19 protein-coding genes, 1 pseudogene and 1 riboswitch are annotated in these 15,488 nt (G+C 40.9%); of the genes and pseudogenes, 3 read left to right on the top strand and 17 right to left on the bottom strand.

The window, feature by feature from the left end; genetic code table 11:
- Positions 1-32 precede the first annotated feature (32 nt).
- The 10 genes from ccsB to ACLGGR_RS11135 form a co-directional block, all read right to left on the bottom strand.
- Positions 33-1,211, bottom strand: a complete 1,179-nt coding sequence (gene ccsB / locus ACLGGR_RS11090) for a c-type cytochrome biogenesis protein CcsB (RefSeq protein WP_251216596.1) — start codon at positions 1,209-1,211, stop codon at positions 33-35.
- A complete protein-coding gene (gene resB / locus ACLGGR_RS11095) occupies positions 1,195-2,874 on the bottom strand; it encodes a cytochrome c biogenesis protein ResB (protein ID WP_142945906.1) in 1,680 nt (559 codons plus the stop codon). Before resB ends, ccsB begins: the two co-directional genes overlap by 17 nt.
- Position 2,875: 1 nt before the next feature.
- Complete coding sequence (resA, locus tag ACLGGR_RS11100) at positions 2,876-3,406, bottom strand: thiol-disulfide oxidoreductase ResA (RefSeq protein WP_041085967.1); 531 nt, start codon at positions 3,404-3,406, stop codon at positions 2,876-2,878.
- 90 nt (positions 3,407-3,496) lie between these two features.
- A complete protein-coding gene (gene rluB, locus ACLGGR_RS11105; protein ID WP_024422842.1) occupies positions 3,497-4,231 on the bottom strand; it encodes a 23S rRNA pseudouridine(2605) synthase RluB in 735 nt (244 codons plus the stop codon).
- A 135-nt stretch (positions 4,232-4,366) separates the two neighbouring features.
- Entirely contained in the window at positions 4,367-4,903 is a 537-nt protein-coding gene (locus ACLGGR_RS11110; protein ID WP_041085969.1) for a spore maturation protein, read from the bottom strand.
- A gap of 4 nt (positions 4,904-4,907) precedes the next feature.
- Positions 4,908-5,495, bottom strand: a complete 588-nt coding sequence (locus ACLGGR_RS11115; protein ID WP_142945907.1) for a nucleoside recognition domain-containing protein — start codon at positions 5,493-5,495, stop codon at positions 4,908-4,910.
- Positions 5,483-6,634 carry a D-alanyl-D-alanine carboxypeptidase family protein gene (locus tag ACLGGR_RS11120; RefSeq protein ID WP_410973087.1) on the bottom strand — a complete coding sequence of 384 codons (1,152 nt, stop codon included), beginning with the start codon at positions 6,632-6,634 and terminating at the stop codon, positions 5,483-5,485. Before ACLGGR_RS11120 ends, ACLGGR_RS11115 begins: the two co-directional genes overlap by 13 nt.
- A gap of 113 nt (positions 6,635-6,747) precedes the next feature.
- On the bottom strand, positions 6,748-7,227 hold the full coding sequence (locus tag ACLGGR_RS11125) for a YpuI family protein (protein ID WP_142945909.1): 480 nt from the start codon (positions 7,225-7,227) through the stop codon (positions 6,748-6,750).
- A gap of 113 nt (positions 7,228-7,340) precedes the next feature.
- Positions 7,341-7,934: an SMC-Scp complex subunit ScpB gene (scpB, locus tag ACLGGR_RS11130; protein ID WP_024422847.1), complete on the bottom strand. Its 594-nt coding sequence runs from the start codon at positions 7,932-7,934 to the stop codon at positions 7,341-7,343.
- Positions 7,924-8,682 (bottom strand): segregation/condensation protein A, encoded by a 759-nt coding sequence (locus tag ACLGGR_RS11135; protein WP_024422848.1) that lies wholly within the window; start codon positions 8,680-8,682, stop codon positions 7,924-7,926. The genes scpB and ACLGGR_RS11135 overlap by 11 nt, the downstream gene beginning before the upstream one ends.
- Positions 8,683-8,891: 209 nt before the next feature.
- On the opposite strand from ACLGGR_RS11135, the gene ACLGGR_RS11140 reads away from it, so the two are divergent.
- Both ACLGGR_RS11140 and ACLGGR_RS11145 read left to right on the top strand, forming a co-directional pair.
- A complete protein-coding gene (locus tag ACLGGR_RS11140; protein WP_012010430.1) occupies positions 8,892-8,984 on the top strand; it encodes a YjcZ family sporulation protein in 93 nt (30 codons plus the stop codon).
- Between the two features lie 89 nt (positions 8,985-9,073).
- Positions 9,074-9,598, top strand: a complete 525-nt coding sequence (locus ACLGGR_RS11145) for a DUF309 domain-containing protein (RefSeq protein ID WP_251216592.1) — start codon at positions 9,074-9,076, stop codon at positions 9,596-9,598.
- Between the two features lie 24 nt (positions 9,599-9,622).
- On the opposite strand, the gene ACLGGR_RS11150 is transcribed toward ACLGGR_RS11145, so the two are convergent.
- The 7 genes and pseudogenes from ACLGGR_RS11150 to ACLGGR_RS11180 all read right to left on the bottom strand — a co-directional run bounded on the left by ACLGGR_RS11150 (position 9,623) and on the right by ACLGGR_RS11180 (position 13,977).
- Positions 9,623-9,976: a GNAT family N-acetyltransferase gene (locus ACLGGR_RS11150; RefSeq protein WP_048239303.1), complete on the bottom strand. Its 354-nt coding sequence runs from the start codon at positions 9,974-9,976 to the stop codon at positions 9,623-9,625.
- A gap of 113 nt (positions 9,977-10,089) precedes the next feature.
- Entirely contained in the window at positions 10,090-10,554 is a 465-nt protein-coding gene (gene ribH, locus ACLGGR_RS11155; RefSeq protein ID WP_029706184.1) for a 6,7-dimethyl-8-ribityllumazine synthase, read from the bottom strand.
- A 41-nt stretch (positions 10,555-10,595) separates the two neighbouring features.
- Positions 10,596-11,207 (bottom strand): annotated as a pseudogene (gene ribB / locus ACLGGR_RS11160) (3,4-dihydroxy-2-butanone-4-phosphate synthase); the annotation flags it as partial.
- 11 nt (positions 11,208-11,218) lie between these two features.
- A complete protein-coding gene (gene ribE / locus ACLGGR_RS11165) occupies positions 11,219-11,869 on the bottom strand; it encodes a riboflavin synthase (protein WP_323647748.1) in 651 nt (216 codons plus the stop codon).
- Positions 11,870-12,122: 253 nt separating this feature from the next.
- Positions 12,123-12,264, bottom strand: a riboswitch (FMN riboswitch).
- Positions 12,265-12,370: 106 nt separating this feature from the next.
- A complete protein-coding gene (locus ACLGGR_RS11170) occupies positions 12,371-12,715 on the bottom strand; it encodes a hypothetical protein (RefSeq protein WP_034623431.1) in 345 nt (114 codons plus the stop codon).
- 230 nt (positions 12,716-12,945) lie between these two features.
- Positions 12,946-13,182 carry a DUF2164 domain-containing protein gene (locus ACLGGR_RS11175; RefSeq protein WP_142945913.1) on the bottom strand — a complete coding sequence of 79 codons (237 nt, stop codon included), beginning with the start codon at positions 13,180-13,182 and terminating at the stop codon, positions 12,946-12,948.
- 213 nt (positions 13,183-13,395) lie between these two features.
- A complete protein-coding gene (locus ACLGGR_RS11180; RefSeq protein ID WP_142945914.1) occupies positions 13,396-13,977 on the bottom strand; it encodes a TetR/AcrR family transcriptional regulator in 582 nt (193 codons plus the stop codon).
- A 277-nt stretch (positions 13,978-14,254) separates the two neighbouring features.
- Between ACLGGR_RS11180 and ACLGGR_RS11185 the strand changes: the two genes are divergently transcribed.
- Positions 14,255-15,478 (top strand): MFS transporter, encoded by a 1,224-nt coding sequence (locus ACLGGR_RS11185; protein WP_410973164.1) that lies wholly within the window; start codon positions 14,255-14,257, stop codon positions 15,476-15,478.
- Positions 15,479-15,488 lie beyond the last annotated feature (10 nt).

Here is a 15,488-nt window from a genome sequence, read left to right on the forward strand (position 1 = left end):
ATTGAATCATAAAAGTTGGCTTTTCCTTGTGATTATGCGTAGGAATGAAGCCCCGCAATAACAAGATTGACAAAGATGAGATTAAACATAATAATGGCGAAGCCGATTACAGCAAGCCAAGCCGACTTTTCACCATGCCAGCCCCGCGACAAGCGAAGATGAAGATAGGCTGCATAAAAGAGAAACGTAATCAATGCCCATACTTCCTTCGGGTCCCAGCCCCAAAACCTAGTCCATGCAATTTGCGCCCAGATCATGGCAAAAATCAGCCCGCCTAACGCAAATACAGGGAAACCAATCGAAACAGCCCTATATCCAATCTCATCGACTAAATCTAGGTTCACCTGTTTCACTAGAGGCTGAAGCAGTGCACTCAGGCGTTTGCGAATGATCAATCGAATGAGTCCGTATATCATCAGCCCCACGCCAAATGACCATAACACTGTATTGACCTTTCTACCTGAAAAAACAGGCGGCAGCTCAACAAACGGCTCCAAACGATCTTCCGTCACAAGCTCCCCTTTATGAGGTCCGACAAGAGCTGGCAGCTCATAGACCATCACACTTTTTTCTTTGTTTTTATCGATCCAATTAAATGTCGCTTCATATCCTGTCATTCTAAAAATAGACGTGACAGCGATAAATGCAAGTGTGACGACAATCATAAACATGACAAGCTCTAAACCAAACGTCTTCTTCCCTGGCTTTGTTTGATCCACATGCTTTAATAAAAAAATGACGCCTGCCACAAAGCTGATGGCTAAAATGGCTTGGCCAAGTGCTGCTGTTGTCACGTGAATATAAAGCCAATTACTTTGAAGTGAAGGAATCAGCGGTGAAATATCTGATGGGAACATACTTGCATAGGCAATAATCAATAAAGCGATTGGAAGTGTGAATAAACCAAGTACAGACACTTGATACACAAAATATAAAATGATGAATGCAAGCACCAGCATCATGCCAAAAGCGGTTGTGAACTCAAACAAATTACTGACTGGTGCATGACCAGACGCGATCCATCTTGAAATAAAATAGCCTAACTGGCTCAAAAAACCGATAATGGTAAGCGTAATGCCAATGAGTGCCGCCTTATTCCTGCGCGGTCCATCTTCTTTCTTTTTTCCTTTAATGGCACCACCAAAAAAAGGAACTGCCGCTAAATAAAATAGAAAAGCTGCAAATAACAGATTTTCACTGACTGCCGCCATCTAATCCTTCCCCCTTGCTTTTGCTGATACTTGTTGTATCAGGCAGTTCTTTTTGATCAACTGGCTGTTTGATGCCACTGCCGCTTAGTAACACATTAAGATCGGACTTTAAGCCGAACCAGTTTTTATTTGTATGTCCTGCCACAAATACTTTTCCATCCTTTGCCGACAGCCAGATTCTTCTATGCTGCCAATACATCCCCTGCACGACACCAATCATGAAGATGATTCCGCCCACAATGAGCACCCCAAGTGTTAAATCCTTTCTAACAGTTAACCCTGTGACGTTTTTTGTTTCAACCCGATCAAACTTCATTTTATATAGATTGTTATCTGAACCCTCTACTGTCTCTTGAATGGCCACAAAGCTTTTTTCACCTTTAGGTTTTTCAGGAGAAATCATTTCAAACACGAAAGCAGGGTTATTCGGATTCCTTGTTTTCGTACTCGGCGTTCCATCATCGTCAAAATAAAAATCAGGCAGATAGCTCATCACCTTGACTTTGTAACCGCTACCAAGATCATATTCTGACTTAGGCTCCAGCAGATTAATCTTCACTGTACCGAAAGATTTTTCTGTATCTTTACGAATCAGCTGAAAGACCATTTGATCGAGTTCATTTTGTTTAAAATCCACTTGATATAATGAGAAATTGTCAAACTTGAGCGGTTCATTCACTTTGATATCGTGTTCTGTAACCTGCTTCAGCTTGGGCTTTTCACCTAATACAACCTCTCCTTCACGTTTGTATAAGATGGCATCCGTTTTATAGCTTTTCACCACTTGACCGTCTCCAGCTTTTTCAATGGCATTCTCAAACACTTCTTTTTCATTTCCAGTTTCATAGCGATCAATTGAAAACGCATTATTTTTCAAGAAATATTGACCATCCGTACCTGGGATCGGTGCGGTTTCACCTTCTCTGACCCACAGCGTTTCATCCACGTACATGCCTGGGACAAACCGGAGCATCGATCCAATGAGAAAGATGATTAATCCAATGTGATTGACGTAAGGTCCCCAGCGTGAAAAACGTCCTTTTTCGGCTAAAATATGCCCATTTTCTTCTCGCACGCGGTAACGCTTTTGTTTCATTGCTCTTATGATGCCTTCATATGTATGCTGATCTAATGTTTTGTCTGTCTCGCTGAACAGACGCTGTCTTCTCATAAAGCCTTCTTTTTTAATAACCCCTTGGTTTTTGAGTGCTCGATAAAGAGGAATAACGCGGTCGAGACTACAAATGACAAGGGAGATTCCGATTGATGCGACAAGAGCTAAAAACCACCAAGAATTATAAAGATCATGGAATCCAAGTGTGTAATACAGCTTGCCAAACGATCCATATTGCTCTTCATAATACGTGGAAGCAGATGCACCTGGCGGAATAAATCGCTCCTGCGGAAAAATCGTTCCAAGTGAAGAAGCGAGCAGTGTAATGACAATCAGCCACACCCCCACTTTAACGGAAGAAAAAAAGTTCCATACTTTATCAACAATCGTTTTGTTGTATGTTTGCGAGCGTCTTGCACTGCCGTCATATCTCATATCAAGCAGCTTTGAAGAGTTTTTCTCTTTAGCCGCAATGGGATTCCCGCATGATTCACATAGAACAGTACCGATTGGATTAATATGTCCACACTCGCACTTTACCTCTTTCATTCTATGACCCCTTTGGTTTAATCAAATTCATATATTCATAGACATTACGTTCTGTCATCGTTCCCTTTATGACTTTGATTACCTTGCCTTCAGGATTAATTAAAAATGTGGTTGGCAGCGGCGTAATATCATATGCCTCTGTCACTTGACGATCTTTGTCCATGGCAACAGGAAAATTCACGCCATAGGATTCCATAAAATTTTTTACGGCAATCTTGGATTCCGCAACATTGACTGCAACAATTTCCACACCGCGATCCTTGAACACTTCATATTGATTCGCCATATAAGGAAATTCTTGTTTACACGGACCACACCATGTACCCCAAAAATTAAGAAAGACACCTTTGCCTTTTAAGTCCTTTAATTCAATCCGATCCCCATCGACAGATTGAAGGACAAAGTTTGGCGCAATAGATCCTTCTTTGACTCGATCCTGTTTGGCAAATACTGAGTTATACATTGTATAACATAGTGCAGCAAGCATCACGAGGAGAATGCCCGTCCGTATGAAAAACCGTCTTTTTTTCATCTGAAGTACCCCTTCCCCATAGACATTCAGGTAAATTATAGCATTCTCCTTCTTTTGATGCTTCCTCATTTTTTGAAGTTTATGTGAAAATTAAAAAGCGCTTTTCCCATGATCCGCAATTGCTCGCAGGCGCTTTACTTCATGCGGAGACAATTCTCTGCGGTCTCCTGGTCTCATACCTTCAATATGAAGGAACGAATATTGCTCCCTTTTTAGCTTTAACACATCATGTCCAATCGCTTCAAACATGCGGCGCACCTGTCTGTTTCTGCCTTCATGAATGGTTAATTGAACAATACAAGTTTGCTTTCGTTTATCAATAGAAAGCATTTTCGCACGAGCAGGTGCTGTTTTTTTATGATCTAACATGATCCCTTTTTCTAGCTTTCTAAGCAGTTCCTTTGATGGAATGCCTTTTAGCTTCGCTGCATACGTTTTATCAATTTCGTATTTCGGGTGCATGAGCTTATGGGCAAATTCACCATCATTTGTAATCAAAATCAAACCGCTCGTATCATAATCTAACCGGCCGATTGGATAAAGGCGCTGCGGGACATCATCAAAGAAATCTGTGACGACCTTACGTCCTTTATCATCCTCGGCAGCTGAAATGACGCCGCGCGGTTTATAAAGCATAAAGTAAACGGGTTCTTCTCTTTCAAGCTTTAATCCATTGACTTCAATTTTATCTGAAGAGCCCACCTTCACTCCGAGCTCTGTCACTGTTTGACCATTAACGGTAACTCGTCCTTCTTTAATTAATTCTTCAGCCTTTCGTCTTGAAGCGACGCCGGCATGTGCAATTACTTTCTGTAAACGTTCCATTTGTCTTTCACCTCATGTACTATCTTACTTGCTTGACTTAAAACAAACAAGCATTCGTGGAAAAATAAGCGTTTCGTCTGTCTAATTTCAGCTAAAAAGCGATTTTCCATCCATGAAATACAAAAAAGCGCCTGATTAGGCGCCGCTAAATAACAAACTGACGATAATCACAGATGCAATGACACCAATGAGATCTGCTAGCAAACCTACTTTTAGCGCATCTCCCATTTTTTTAATACCGACTGCTCCAAAATAGACCGTTAAAATGTAAAGGGTGGTATCTGTTGACCCTTGCATGACAGCTGCAAGCTGGCCAATAAAAGAATCAGGGCCATATGTCGCTATCAAGTCAGATGTCATTCCGAGTGCAGCCGTTCCTGATATCGGGCGAATAAACGCAAGCGGCACGACTTCTGCCGGGAAACCAATCGCTGTAAAGACTGGTTTTAACAGTCCCATGACAAAATCAAGCGCACCTGACGCACGGAATATCGTAATAGCCACAAGCATACCGACTAAATAGGGAATGATTGAAAAGGCAATTTGAATGCCCTCTTTTCCTCCCTCTACAAATGTTTCATAGGTTGGTACCTTTTTAATGGTACCCGCAATCAAAATCCCTGCGATGATCAGTGGAATCAAAGCAAGTGACAGCCAGTTAATAAATGCCACAAGATCACCCCCGCCTGCTTCTGCGATAGTGGAAATATCGATCGATGAGAATTGCACCGATTCCTGAAATGAGTGTTGCTAAAATGGTTGGTCCTACAATGTCTGTTGGCTGATCTGCCCCATAGGTCATTCTTATGGCAATGACGGTGGTTGGCACAAGTGTGATAGAGGACGTGTTGACCGCTAAAAATGTAATCATAGACCGGCTTGCCTCATTTTTCCCGCCGTTTAATGCCTTCATCTGCTCCATCGCCTTAATCCCAAGCGGTGTAGCAGCATTCCCGAGACCAAAGAAATTCGCCATAAGATTGGACAAAATATACCCCATTGCAGGATGTTGAGGCGGAATATCCGGGAATAGCTTTGAAATAAAGGGCCGGCACAATTTACTAAAGAAATTTAACAGCCCTGCCTCTTCGGCAATCTTCATTAGCCCGAGCCAAAAAACGAGGACACTAATCAAACCAATCGAAATTGTAACCGCTTCTTTTGAGCCCTTAAATACAGCCTCGTTCACTTCCTGCATCGTTCCATTAAACATCGCATAGACAAGACCGATGACAGTGAGAAATACCCAAATTAGATTGACCATGAAGATCCGCCTATAGACGTCTGAAAGACAGACTTAAACATTTCTTGAAAACTTTTTTGAGGCATGCGGTTTCGTTTATTTTCATAAAAAATCGGTAATTGCTCGATCACCTGTCCATCTAATAAAATCGTCATCTTCCCTACAACATCTGGGATGGCTTCGGTGTTTTTTTTCCATTTCTTTTTAGGGGTGAGCAGTTCCGTTTCAATTTTGACAAGTTTTTTCTCATCTTCATTTAAAAAATAGTCCACATCACGCTTAATAAACGCTTTTTTTTCGTAAAAGGTCCCTTTTAATGAAGCGAGCCTTCCTTTTTCAGCAAGCACATACGTTTTGTAGTGATCAAATGCATATTCAAACATAGAGATATGATCCTTCCAGTCGTCCGGCGCATTAATGGTCACAGCGATCAGCTCGGCATCCCCTTTTGCAGCGGTGGAGACGAGTGTGCGTTTTGCAAGCTTTGTATATCCCGTTTTCCCTCCAGTTGAATATTCGTATAAGCCGGTGAGCAGCTTGTTTTTATTTTTCCAATAGCCTTCCATTGTCTTCGCTTTATAGAAAGTCGTACCGGCAATTTTTTGATATTGTTTATGCTTCATCGCGTATTTTGTTAGGATTGCCATGTCATAGGCTGATGAATAATGATTTTTATGATCATCGAGTCCGTGCGGATTTTGAAAATTCGTATTCTCCATTCCTAGTTCAGCTGCCTTTTGATTCATCATAAAAATAAATCCTTCTAAGCTGCCGCCAACATGCTCTGCAATGGCAACAGCTGCATCATTTCCAGAACGCAGCATGAGCCCGTACGTTAAATCTTCTAAGCTCACCTTCTGCCCTTCCTTTAAATAAATGGATGAGCCCTCCGCCCCAATCGCACGTTTTGATACTTTGACGGTATCTTTCATTTTTCCTGATTCAATGGCTAATACAGCCGTCATGATTTTTGTAATACTGGCGATTCTTCTTTTTTCGTGCTCGTCCTTTCCATATAGGACTCTGCCTGACTGTCCATCTATTAAAATGGCGCTTCTTGCACTCACTGATAATGAAATGTCTGCTTTGGCATGTGAGGAAAAAGGCAGTAAGAGTGTAAATAGAAGAAGGACTGCTGTTCCAATTTTTAAATAGGGCATGTTCATTCACGTCCTTGTCCGTTTTGTACAAGTGTATGCTCAGCTGAAAAAGTTATGATGCCTCGTCCATAAAAAAAAGCGCCTCTACATATAGAGACGCTTCTTCAAGTTGCTTATATCATTTTCACTTGCTGATGAGAAGTCGTATATTCAAGCTCTTCTCTCATCGCTAAAAAGTCTTTTTCTAATGAAGAAAATAATTGTTTCATATCAGCGGATACTTCATGGTGAAAAACAATACTGCTTTTTCCTGTATAAGCCGAACGGCTGTCTTCATACCATGTATCCTTTTTTGGCGTGAAAAATTCTTCAATACATTGATGATAAATACGGTGAAGCATCTGCTGTGCGGCTTGCTGCGGGAATGTCTGCTGCTGGCCCATTTTCCTGCAAATGGCTGCTGCATCCTCGCTGTACACTGCAAGCTTCCGTAATGTACTCAATATGTCACAATAATAGGCTTCCGCTTCGGGGTTTAATCGTTTCAAGCTTGATAAGGTGGTTTCGTTCAGAAAACCATTCATTTCAATTGCAACCTTTGATAAAAAGACGCCTGCTTGATCAACTTGAGCCTTTACATTCATATGTGCCATTTGTTTCGTGTTTACCTTCCCCTCATGGCTTTGTCACCATTTTATCTGTCATCAAAAGATTTTAGACCTAAAATCTTTTTTATATTTTATCATACATTTTTCCTTCTTTTGAACTATTTTATGTCTTCAAATGTTTGATTGAAGTTTTCAAAAAATAGATCGGCCTCTTCTTGTACTCCGTCTGCTTCCACATTTTCTGGAAGCGGCGGTAATTCATCTAAGGCTTTTAAGCCAAATTGCTCTAAAAAGGTAGGGGTTGTCCCATAAAGAATCGCTCGTCCTGGACCATCGGCACGTCCTACTTCACAGAGCAGCGCTTTGGCTACTAAGCTATGAAGTACCCGCTCTGATTTGACTCCTCTAATCTCCTCTACCTCACTGCGTGTAATCGGCTGTTTATAAGAAACAATGGCAAGCACCTCAAGCGCTGCCTGCGACAAACCCTTGGATGGTGTCTCGACTAATTTTTTTAAATACATGCTGTATTCTTTTTTCGTCAGCAGCATATATGAATCTGCATATTCAATGAGCTCAATCCCTCGTTCTTGTTTTTGATATTCTTCCTTTACGGAAGACATAATGTCGAGTAATACCGACTCATCTACTTCAAGAACAGACATGAGCTGTTTTCTTGTTAAGCCTTCGTCACCTGCTGCATACAGCAGCGCTTCTAAGATGGCTTTCCAATTCACGATATCAAGCGTCATGAATCGTTTCACTCCCTATGATATAAATGTCTTCAAAGTTCCCTTCCTGCTCTAGCATGATTTGATGACTTTTCATCAATTCGAGAACAGCAAGAAACGTCACGACAAGGTGTTCCTTTTGATCATGTTGAAATAGAGTCATGAAATTGGTCCGCTTTTTTGTTTTTCTTAAATGGTTCATAATCTCATTCATTTTGTCTTCAATCGGGATTTCTTGTCTTGTAATCTTTGATGGTGCTGGTTTCGTTATTTTCTTTCGATTTAATACCTTTTGGAACGCACCTAACATATCATACACCGTTACGTGTAAATTTGTGTCCTTCGCTTCTGATTCTTTTGCAAATTCGCTTAAATCACTCGGTGGTTTTGTAAAGGCATTTTGCCTTTCTTCTTCGCGTTCCTTTAGTTCTTGTGCTGCATTTTTATACTTGCGGTATTCAATTAATTTGCCAATCAGCTCTTCTCGAGGGTCTTCTTCCTCTTCGAGCAGGTCTTCATCAAACAGCTCTTCCTCTTGTTTCGGAAGAAGCATTCTGCTTTTAATACTCAGGAGAGTTGCTGCCATGACCAAATATTCGCTCGCAACATCGAGCTCAAGCTCCCTCATCGTGTGGACATATAATAAATACTGCTCCGTAATTTTAGCGACGGGAATATCATAAATATCAATTTCCAACCGGTTGATTAAATGTAAAAGCAAGTCCAAAGGACCCTCGAACGAATCTATTTTCACCTGATATTCCAGCATCTTTTTCTCACCATTTCTACTGTCTTCTAAGTACCGTTTCACCGGCTAACCTTTAGTATAAGACAGGATAAAGCTCTCGTCCAATATAATTTCGGTCATGATGCCTTAGGCAAATCAAGAAAAACAGTGGATCCGCCCATACCAATAAGGGCATTTATACATAGAATACCATTGTAATCAGAACTGATGAAAAAGGAGGCCGTATCATTATGGGAGATGGCTATAACTTCGGCGGAGGATTCGCGCTTATTGTCGTGCTTTTCATCTTGCTGATCATCGTTGGCGCGGCTTGGGTTTATTAAAGAAACAGAGCGTCCTTTTCACTAAGGGACGCTCTTTCTTCTTTTCTTTTCGATATGTTAGACTGAGAGTGGAAAAGGAGATGACCGCTGTGTATCCTGAAGCGTACGTGGCTTTTTTACACGAATTTCATACAACAAGAGATTATTTTGAGTGTCATGAAATTCTAGAGGAATATTGGAAGGAAGATCCCCCAGAGCAGCGCAAAGAATATTGGGTCGGGCTCATTCAGCTCGCGGTTGCCTTGTATCATCAAAGACGGGGAAATGGAAAAGGAGCAAAACGGCTCATTTCTAACAGTCTTCACTTGTTAGAAGCAAATCGTTCAATATTATCGAATCTCGGTCTGGATGATGAGGCATTTCTGTTGCTTCTGCGAACGCTGAAAAAGAAGATGGATGAAGACATGCCCTATGAGAGTGTGATGCTGCCGATCAAAGATGAAGCACTTCTTTCTTTATGCCAAGAAATGGCCCAAAAAGAAGGACTGCTCTTTGGACAGGAAAGCAACTTATCCCATACATTTTTAATCGAAAAACATAGACTCCGTGACCGGACAGATGTATTGCTGGAACGACAAAAGCAGATCGAACGTAAAAAAAGCAGAGGACTGTAGCCTCTGCTTTTACATGTGTGATATTTAATTTGTTTCACTGTGACACTTATGAAAGAAGCCTTGCGTTAATTCATTTGGAATGAGTGTTTTGGTTTTAAATATCTCTTCCACGGCTAAAACCATTTCCTTGCCGATTCCTTGATCACGATGGGATGGATTCACACTAATATGCTCGATTTGTACTTGGTCGTCTGTTTTGAGCACACCGATAGCACCTACAATATCCTCGCCATCTTTCCATAGGAACAGCTGCCGATCTTCATCCATTTCATATGACTTCATCGTCTGCTGAAGCTGTTTGACGTCTTTCTCACCCGGCATAAAGGACAGGAGTCCCATGGCAATTTTTTCAAAAGACCTCTTGTAACGAATTAACATATATACCCCTCAATATTCAAATTATCCTAATTTCCAGCAAATGGCTTATAAATCATTTGCTCATCACACATTATAAACATTTTTATATCGTTTTTAAACTCTTTTTCACTAAATTAAGAAAACGTTCGATTTAGATTCGCCATTTCAATAGCAGCTGCAGCCGATTCGCTGCCTTTATTTCCAGCTTTTGTACCAGCTCTTTCAATGGCTTGTTCAATCGATTCTGTTGTCAGTACACCAAAGATAATCGGTACCCCTGTTGACATAGCACTTTGAGCAATTCCTTTAGCAGCTTCATTACAAACATAATCATAGTGAGTCGTTGCACCTCGGATCACGGTTCCAAGTGTAATGACTGCATCATATTTTTTGGTTTCAGCTAATTTTTTTGCCATGTACGGAATTTCAAAAGCGCCTGGTACCCACACAACATCGATATCATCACCGTTTGCGCCGTGTCTGAGTAATGTATCTTCTGCTCCATCTAGCAGTTTACTTGTAATAAAATCATTGAATCTCGCTACGACAATTGCAAATTTTAGTCCTTCTGCTACTACATGACCTTGTATTGTATTCATATGTTGATCATCCTTTTTTGTGATTTTTATTTTGTTTCGATAATGGCTGTTCGGTGATTGTTTAAATATGTCTGTAATGCTTCTATTGTCAGCATCTTTAAATCATGCTGTTTTTGGATCTCCTTTAGTTCAGGGACGCGCGCCATTGATCCATCTGCATTCATAATTTCACATATGACACCTGCAGGCTCTGAACCTGCCAGTTTAGCAAGATCAACCGCCGCCTCTGTATGACCTGGTCTTTCTAGTACGCCGCCCTCTTTTGCAATGAGCGGAAAAACATGACCTGGTCGGGCAAACTCTTCTGGTTTTGCGTCTTTATTTAACATGGCCAGCATGGTCGTGGAGCGCTCAAAAGCACTAATACCAGTCGTCGTTGTCACATGGTCGATGCTTACTGTAAATGCTGTATGGTGTGCATCCGTATTATGTTCAACCATTGGATGCAGATTCAAGTGTTTGGCGATCGACGCATCGACTGGCGTACAAATGAGGCCTCTTCCATATAATGCCATGAAGTTAATCACCTCAGGCGTGGCATGCTCAGCAAGTGCCACAAAGTCTCCTTCATTTTCTCTGTCTTCATCATCCACTACGATAATGATTTCTCCTTGCTTAAGGGCATTTACTGCCTCATCAACTGAATGATACATACAATCGCCTCCTAGAATCCGTGCTCTTTTAGAAATGATGGGGTCAATCGAGATGGCTGTTTTTCGCCTTGCTCTTTAGTTAAAAAGCGATAAATGTATTTACCGATCATGTCACACTCTATATTCACGATATCCCCCATAGATTTAGTCGGGAAAATAGTTCCTTCAAGCGTATGAGGAATAATAGAGACTGTCACATATGAATCTCGCAAATCGAAAATGGTCAAGCTGACACCATCTATTGCGATCGAACCCTTTTGGGTGAGCATATCTGTGAGGGTCTTGTTCATCTTTAAATCATAGTAAATGGCATTACTCTTCTTTTCTATCCGGGTGATAACAGCCGTTCCATCAACATGGCCTGAGACAAAATGTCCGCCAAATCGTCCATTTGAGGACATGGCTCGCTCTAAATTCACTGGACTGCCTTGTGTCAGCTGATCCAGCGATGTCGCTTTGACCGTCTCTGGCATCACATCTGCTGCGAACTGTTCTTTTGTGAAGCTTGTGACTGTGAGACATACTCCATTAATGGCGATACTGTCTCCGAGATGAACATCCTCCAGCACACGGCTGCATGTAATGACAATTTCCATGGCATCTGCTGATTTTTTACTTAATGACTGGACGGTGCCAACTTCTTCAATTATCCCCGTAAACATGTGATCCTCCCTTTCGTTTCATTTGTATTTCTCACTTTTAAAAAAAGCGATGTTAGGGACATGTGATCGATTGAGCACCTTCGTCGCTTTTTATGGTCCATACAAGGTAGATGAGGGATCACCTAATAAACACTGCATGCAGTCTACTAACGACAAAAACATACAGAAAGCCCCGGAAAAAATTCCGGGGCTGTGGCTTTTTTGCATCAGAAATAAAACTATGATCAACAAATATTTTTCGTTCATAGCTTTCTTTATCCTTCTCCCATCCAGACTTTCACTGTCGGCTTCAGCTTTTCACTGAATCAACCGTTAATAAATTAACGGGTCACGGGCTGTAAAGCATTTGCTTTATTACCGTCGGTCGGGATTTTCACCCTGCCCCGAAGGATACAATCGATATTCAGCTGTCCTTAGGGGCTATTATAGCGATCCTTGTTGTCAAATGCAACAATCAAGATTTCTTCACAAAAAAAGCCTCCTTATAGGAAAGGAGACATGTTAATTAACGACTTTTACTACTTTTATCAGTCCATCTATTCTTTTTTCATTACTAAAGTAGGCTTTAATACGATCGCCTTTTTTCAGATCAGCCACATCATCTTCAAATTTCTTTCCATTAAAAATGATTTTTGTGCCATTCTTTGCTTGACCGTAATATTCATCTCCATCAATTTTCGTAATGGTATATTCATAGATGGTGTAATCTTTATCATTATTTGTTAAGCTTTCGCCAATAGCTGTTGGCACATCTTCAATTTTCATGCCATTCATGTATAAATAACCTGCGCCTAAACAAAGCAGTAAAACAAATAAGATTGCCATTTTTAATTTGATTTTCCCCATATTTAGAACCTCCATCATCTGCACTTCGCCTATTTGTATGTTTTATTCCTTCTTTTATTGAAATAAAACCAAAAAAGCTGATTTTCATTAATGGTTACTTATATAACGATTCAGATGGCCTTTTGGTTCCACCTCTTAATCATTACATATGATACGAATATGCGTTCTTTATTAAGGGGGTCTTTTTCCTATTTATCAGTTCGTAACACACCATACTGCAAGCTTTTCAATTATATTCTTTTTTCGAGTGCGAATAAGTCTTCCTCTAACAATTGGGCCCGCTGGACAGCAATGCTGCGGCTGTCACGAACTCCTTGATTATAATAGTAGCTTCCTAGGTTTTTTGTGATAAATTCTAGTATATTGATGGCTGCTAATTCACCAATCTCTTCTTCTCGTTCTTCGGCAAAATAACGCTGAATGGCCATCATCATTTGATTTTTTTCTTCTTTTGTGAGTGGTTTCAAAGTCTCCCCTTCTTTCTTTCCGCTTTCTTCAATTGCATCTGGATGTGCTGGCATCCCGAAAACACGAATGTTTGTTCTCTTATCATATCATAAAAACAGATTCTGTGCATGACTGCCCTATAAGAAAAAGCGTATTTTGATGTAATGGATCAAATACGCTTTCACTATGCTGTATGATTTTTTCACGGAAGCTGTCATAGCGTGTTGTCCATTTTATTTTAAAATGGATAGGATCGTCGCTACAGAATGATCTACAAATGAACGCTCTGGACGTGACTTCATGAGGACGGTAAGTCCGATGAAAGAAACGACCAGTGTCTGTGCTAAGGCTTTCGCATTCAAGCTGCTTTCGAGTTCACCCGAGCGAATACCTTGCACAATCTTTTCTTCAAATATGACAGAAAGATACATCTGATGCTCTCTTGTCAGAATTTCAAATTTCTCTTCGTGTGGAGCAAGTTCCACTATTGTATTAATGCAAAAACAGCCTTTACTCGGGCTATCTCTATATTCCTCTTCCACTACATCTGCAAATAATGTATGAAATGCTTCCTTTACAGATCGATTGTTTTGAAGTTTTGTTCGAATATGGGCTGCATGCTGCTTTGTATATTTACGTAATGCAGCCTCAAATAACTCCTCTTTATCTCCAAAGGCTGAGTATAAGCTTGGCCGCTGTATTCCCATTTTTGCAGTCAAATCGCTTAACGTTGTAGCTCTATATCCCTTTTCCCAAAAAAGCACCATTGCATCATCCAGCGCTTTTTCCTCATCAAACTCACGCTGTCGAACCATCATCAATTCCTCTTTTCAACAATAAAATCATTTCATGATAACATTACCAATCAGTACATTATAATTTTATTTTATTCACGTAAAATTGTCAAACTGCCTTTCTACTTTCAAGATTAACATAGAATAACTGGAATAAAATCTTGACTTTAAAACATTTTGTTGGTTATCCTTAACAGGAATCATTTTATACCGATTAGTATATTATACTTTTTAGTACAAAAAAGAAGGGATGCAATAAATGGTTAAAGATAAAATGACTTCAAGAGATCATCCTGAGATGAAAACGGCTCATATACGAATAAAACCTGGATCAAAGATGACTCGCTATATGGCACTAATTTTTGCAGCAGCCTGCGGGATGGCTGTTGCAAACATATACTTCGCACAACCGTTACTAGATTCACTGGCAGCCGAGTTCGGTATCACGTATTCATCCATCGGTATTGTCATTACGATTACTCAGCTTTGTTATGCGGCGGGGCTGCTACTGATAGTACCACTTGGTGATCTGTTGAATCGGCGACGGCTCATCATTGGGCAGATGCTTTTATCTGTGCTTGCCCTCATTCTAGTTGGCATCGCTCCTAGCATCACCATCCTATTTCTAGGGTTAGCAGTGGTCGGACTGCTCGCTGTAGTCACTCAGGTACTCGTTGCGTTTGCAGCAAGTTGGGCTCCTCCAGAAGAGCGCGGCCGTATAGTCGGCTTGGTGCAAAGTGGAATCGTAATCGGTATTCTTCTCGCCCGTACCTTTGCTGGTATATTAACCGATTTTGCCGGCTGGAGGTCTGTTTATCTTGTGTCTGCCGTCATCATGCTTATTCTAACTGGCGTATTGTTCCGAGTGCTCCCGCATGATGACAGCAAAACAGAGTCATTATCCTATGCTAATCTGCTTCGTTCAATGTTTATATTGTTCATACAAGAACGAATCCTGCGCATCCGTGGGGTTCTAGCTCTTCTGATTTTTATCGTGTTTGGTACATTATGGACTTCACTCGTGCTGCCTCTCAGTACTGCGCCATACTCTCTTTCACATACTGCTATTGGCGCATTTGGTCTTGCTGGAGCAGCCGGAGCGTTAGGGGCTGCTCGGGCTGGCAGCCTTTCTGATCGAGGTTTTGGACAGTTCACAACCGGTATAGCCCTTGTCCTCTTATTCATTTCATGGTTTTTCATTAGTTTGACTGAACATTCACTTATTGCATTAGTCATTGGCATTATCATTCTTGACCTATCTGTGCAGGCAGTACATGTGACCAATCAGAGTATGATTTTCACAGTTCGACCTGAGGCGAGAAGCCGGCTTACTGCCGCTTACATGATTTTTTACTCCATCGGCAGTGCGACCGGTTCAATTGTTTCAACCAGCATATACGCAGCCTATGGCTGGAGCGGAGTATGTCTTTTTGGTGCCTCTATCAGCGCTTTAGCCATTTTGTATTGGATCATCACTTACCGACTAACGAAACAAATCACAGTAGTCTCAGAAACAAAATAAAAAAAACACC

The sequence above is a fragment of the Bacillus sp. BD48 genome (assembly GCF_046566805.1).
GTDB classification, from domain to species: Bacteria; Bacillota; Bacilli; order Bacillales; family Bacillaceae; genus Bacillus; species Bacillus safensis.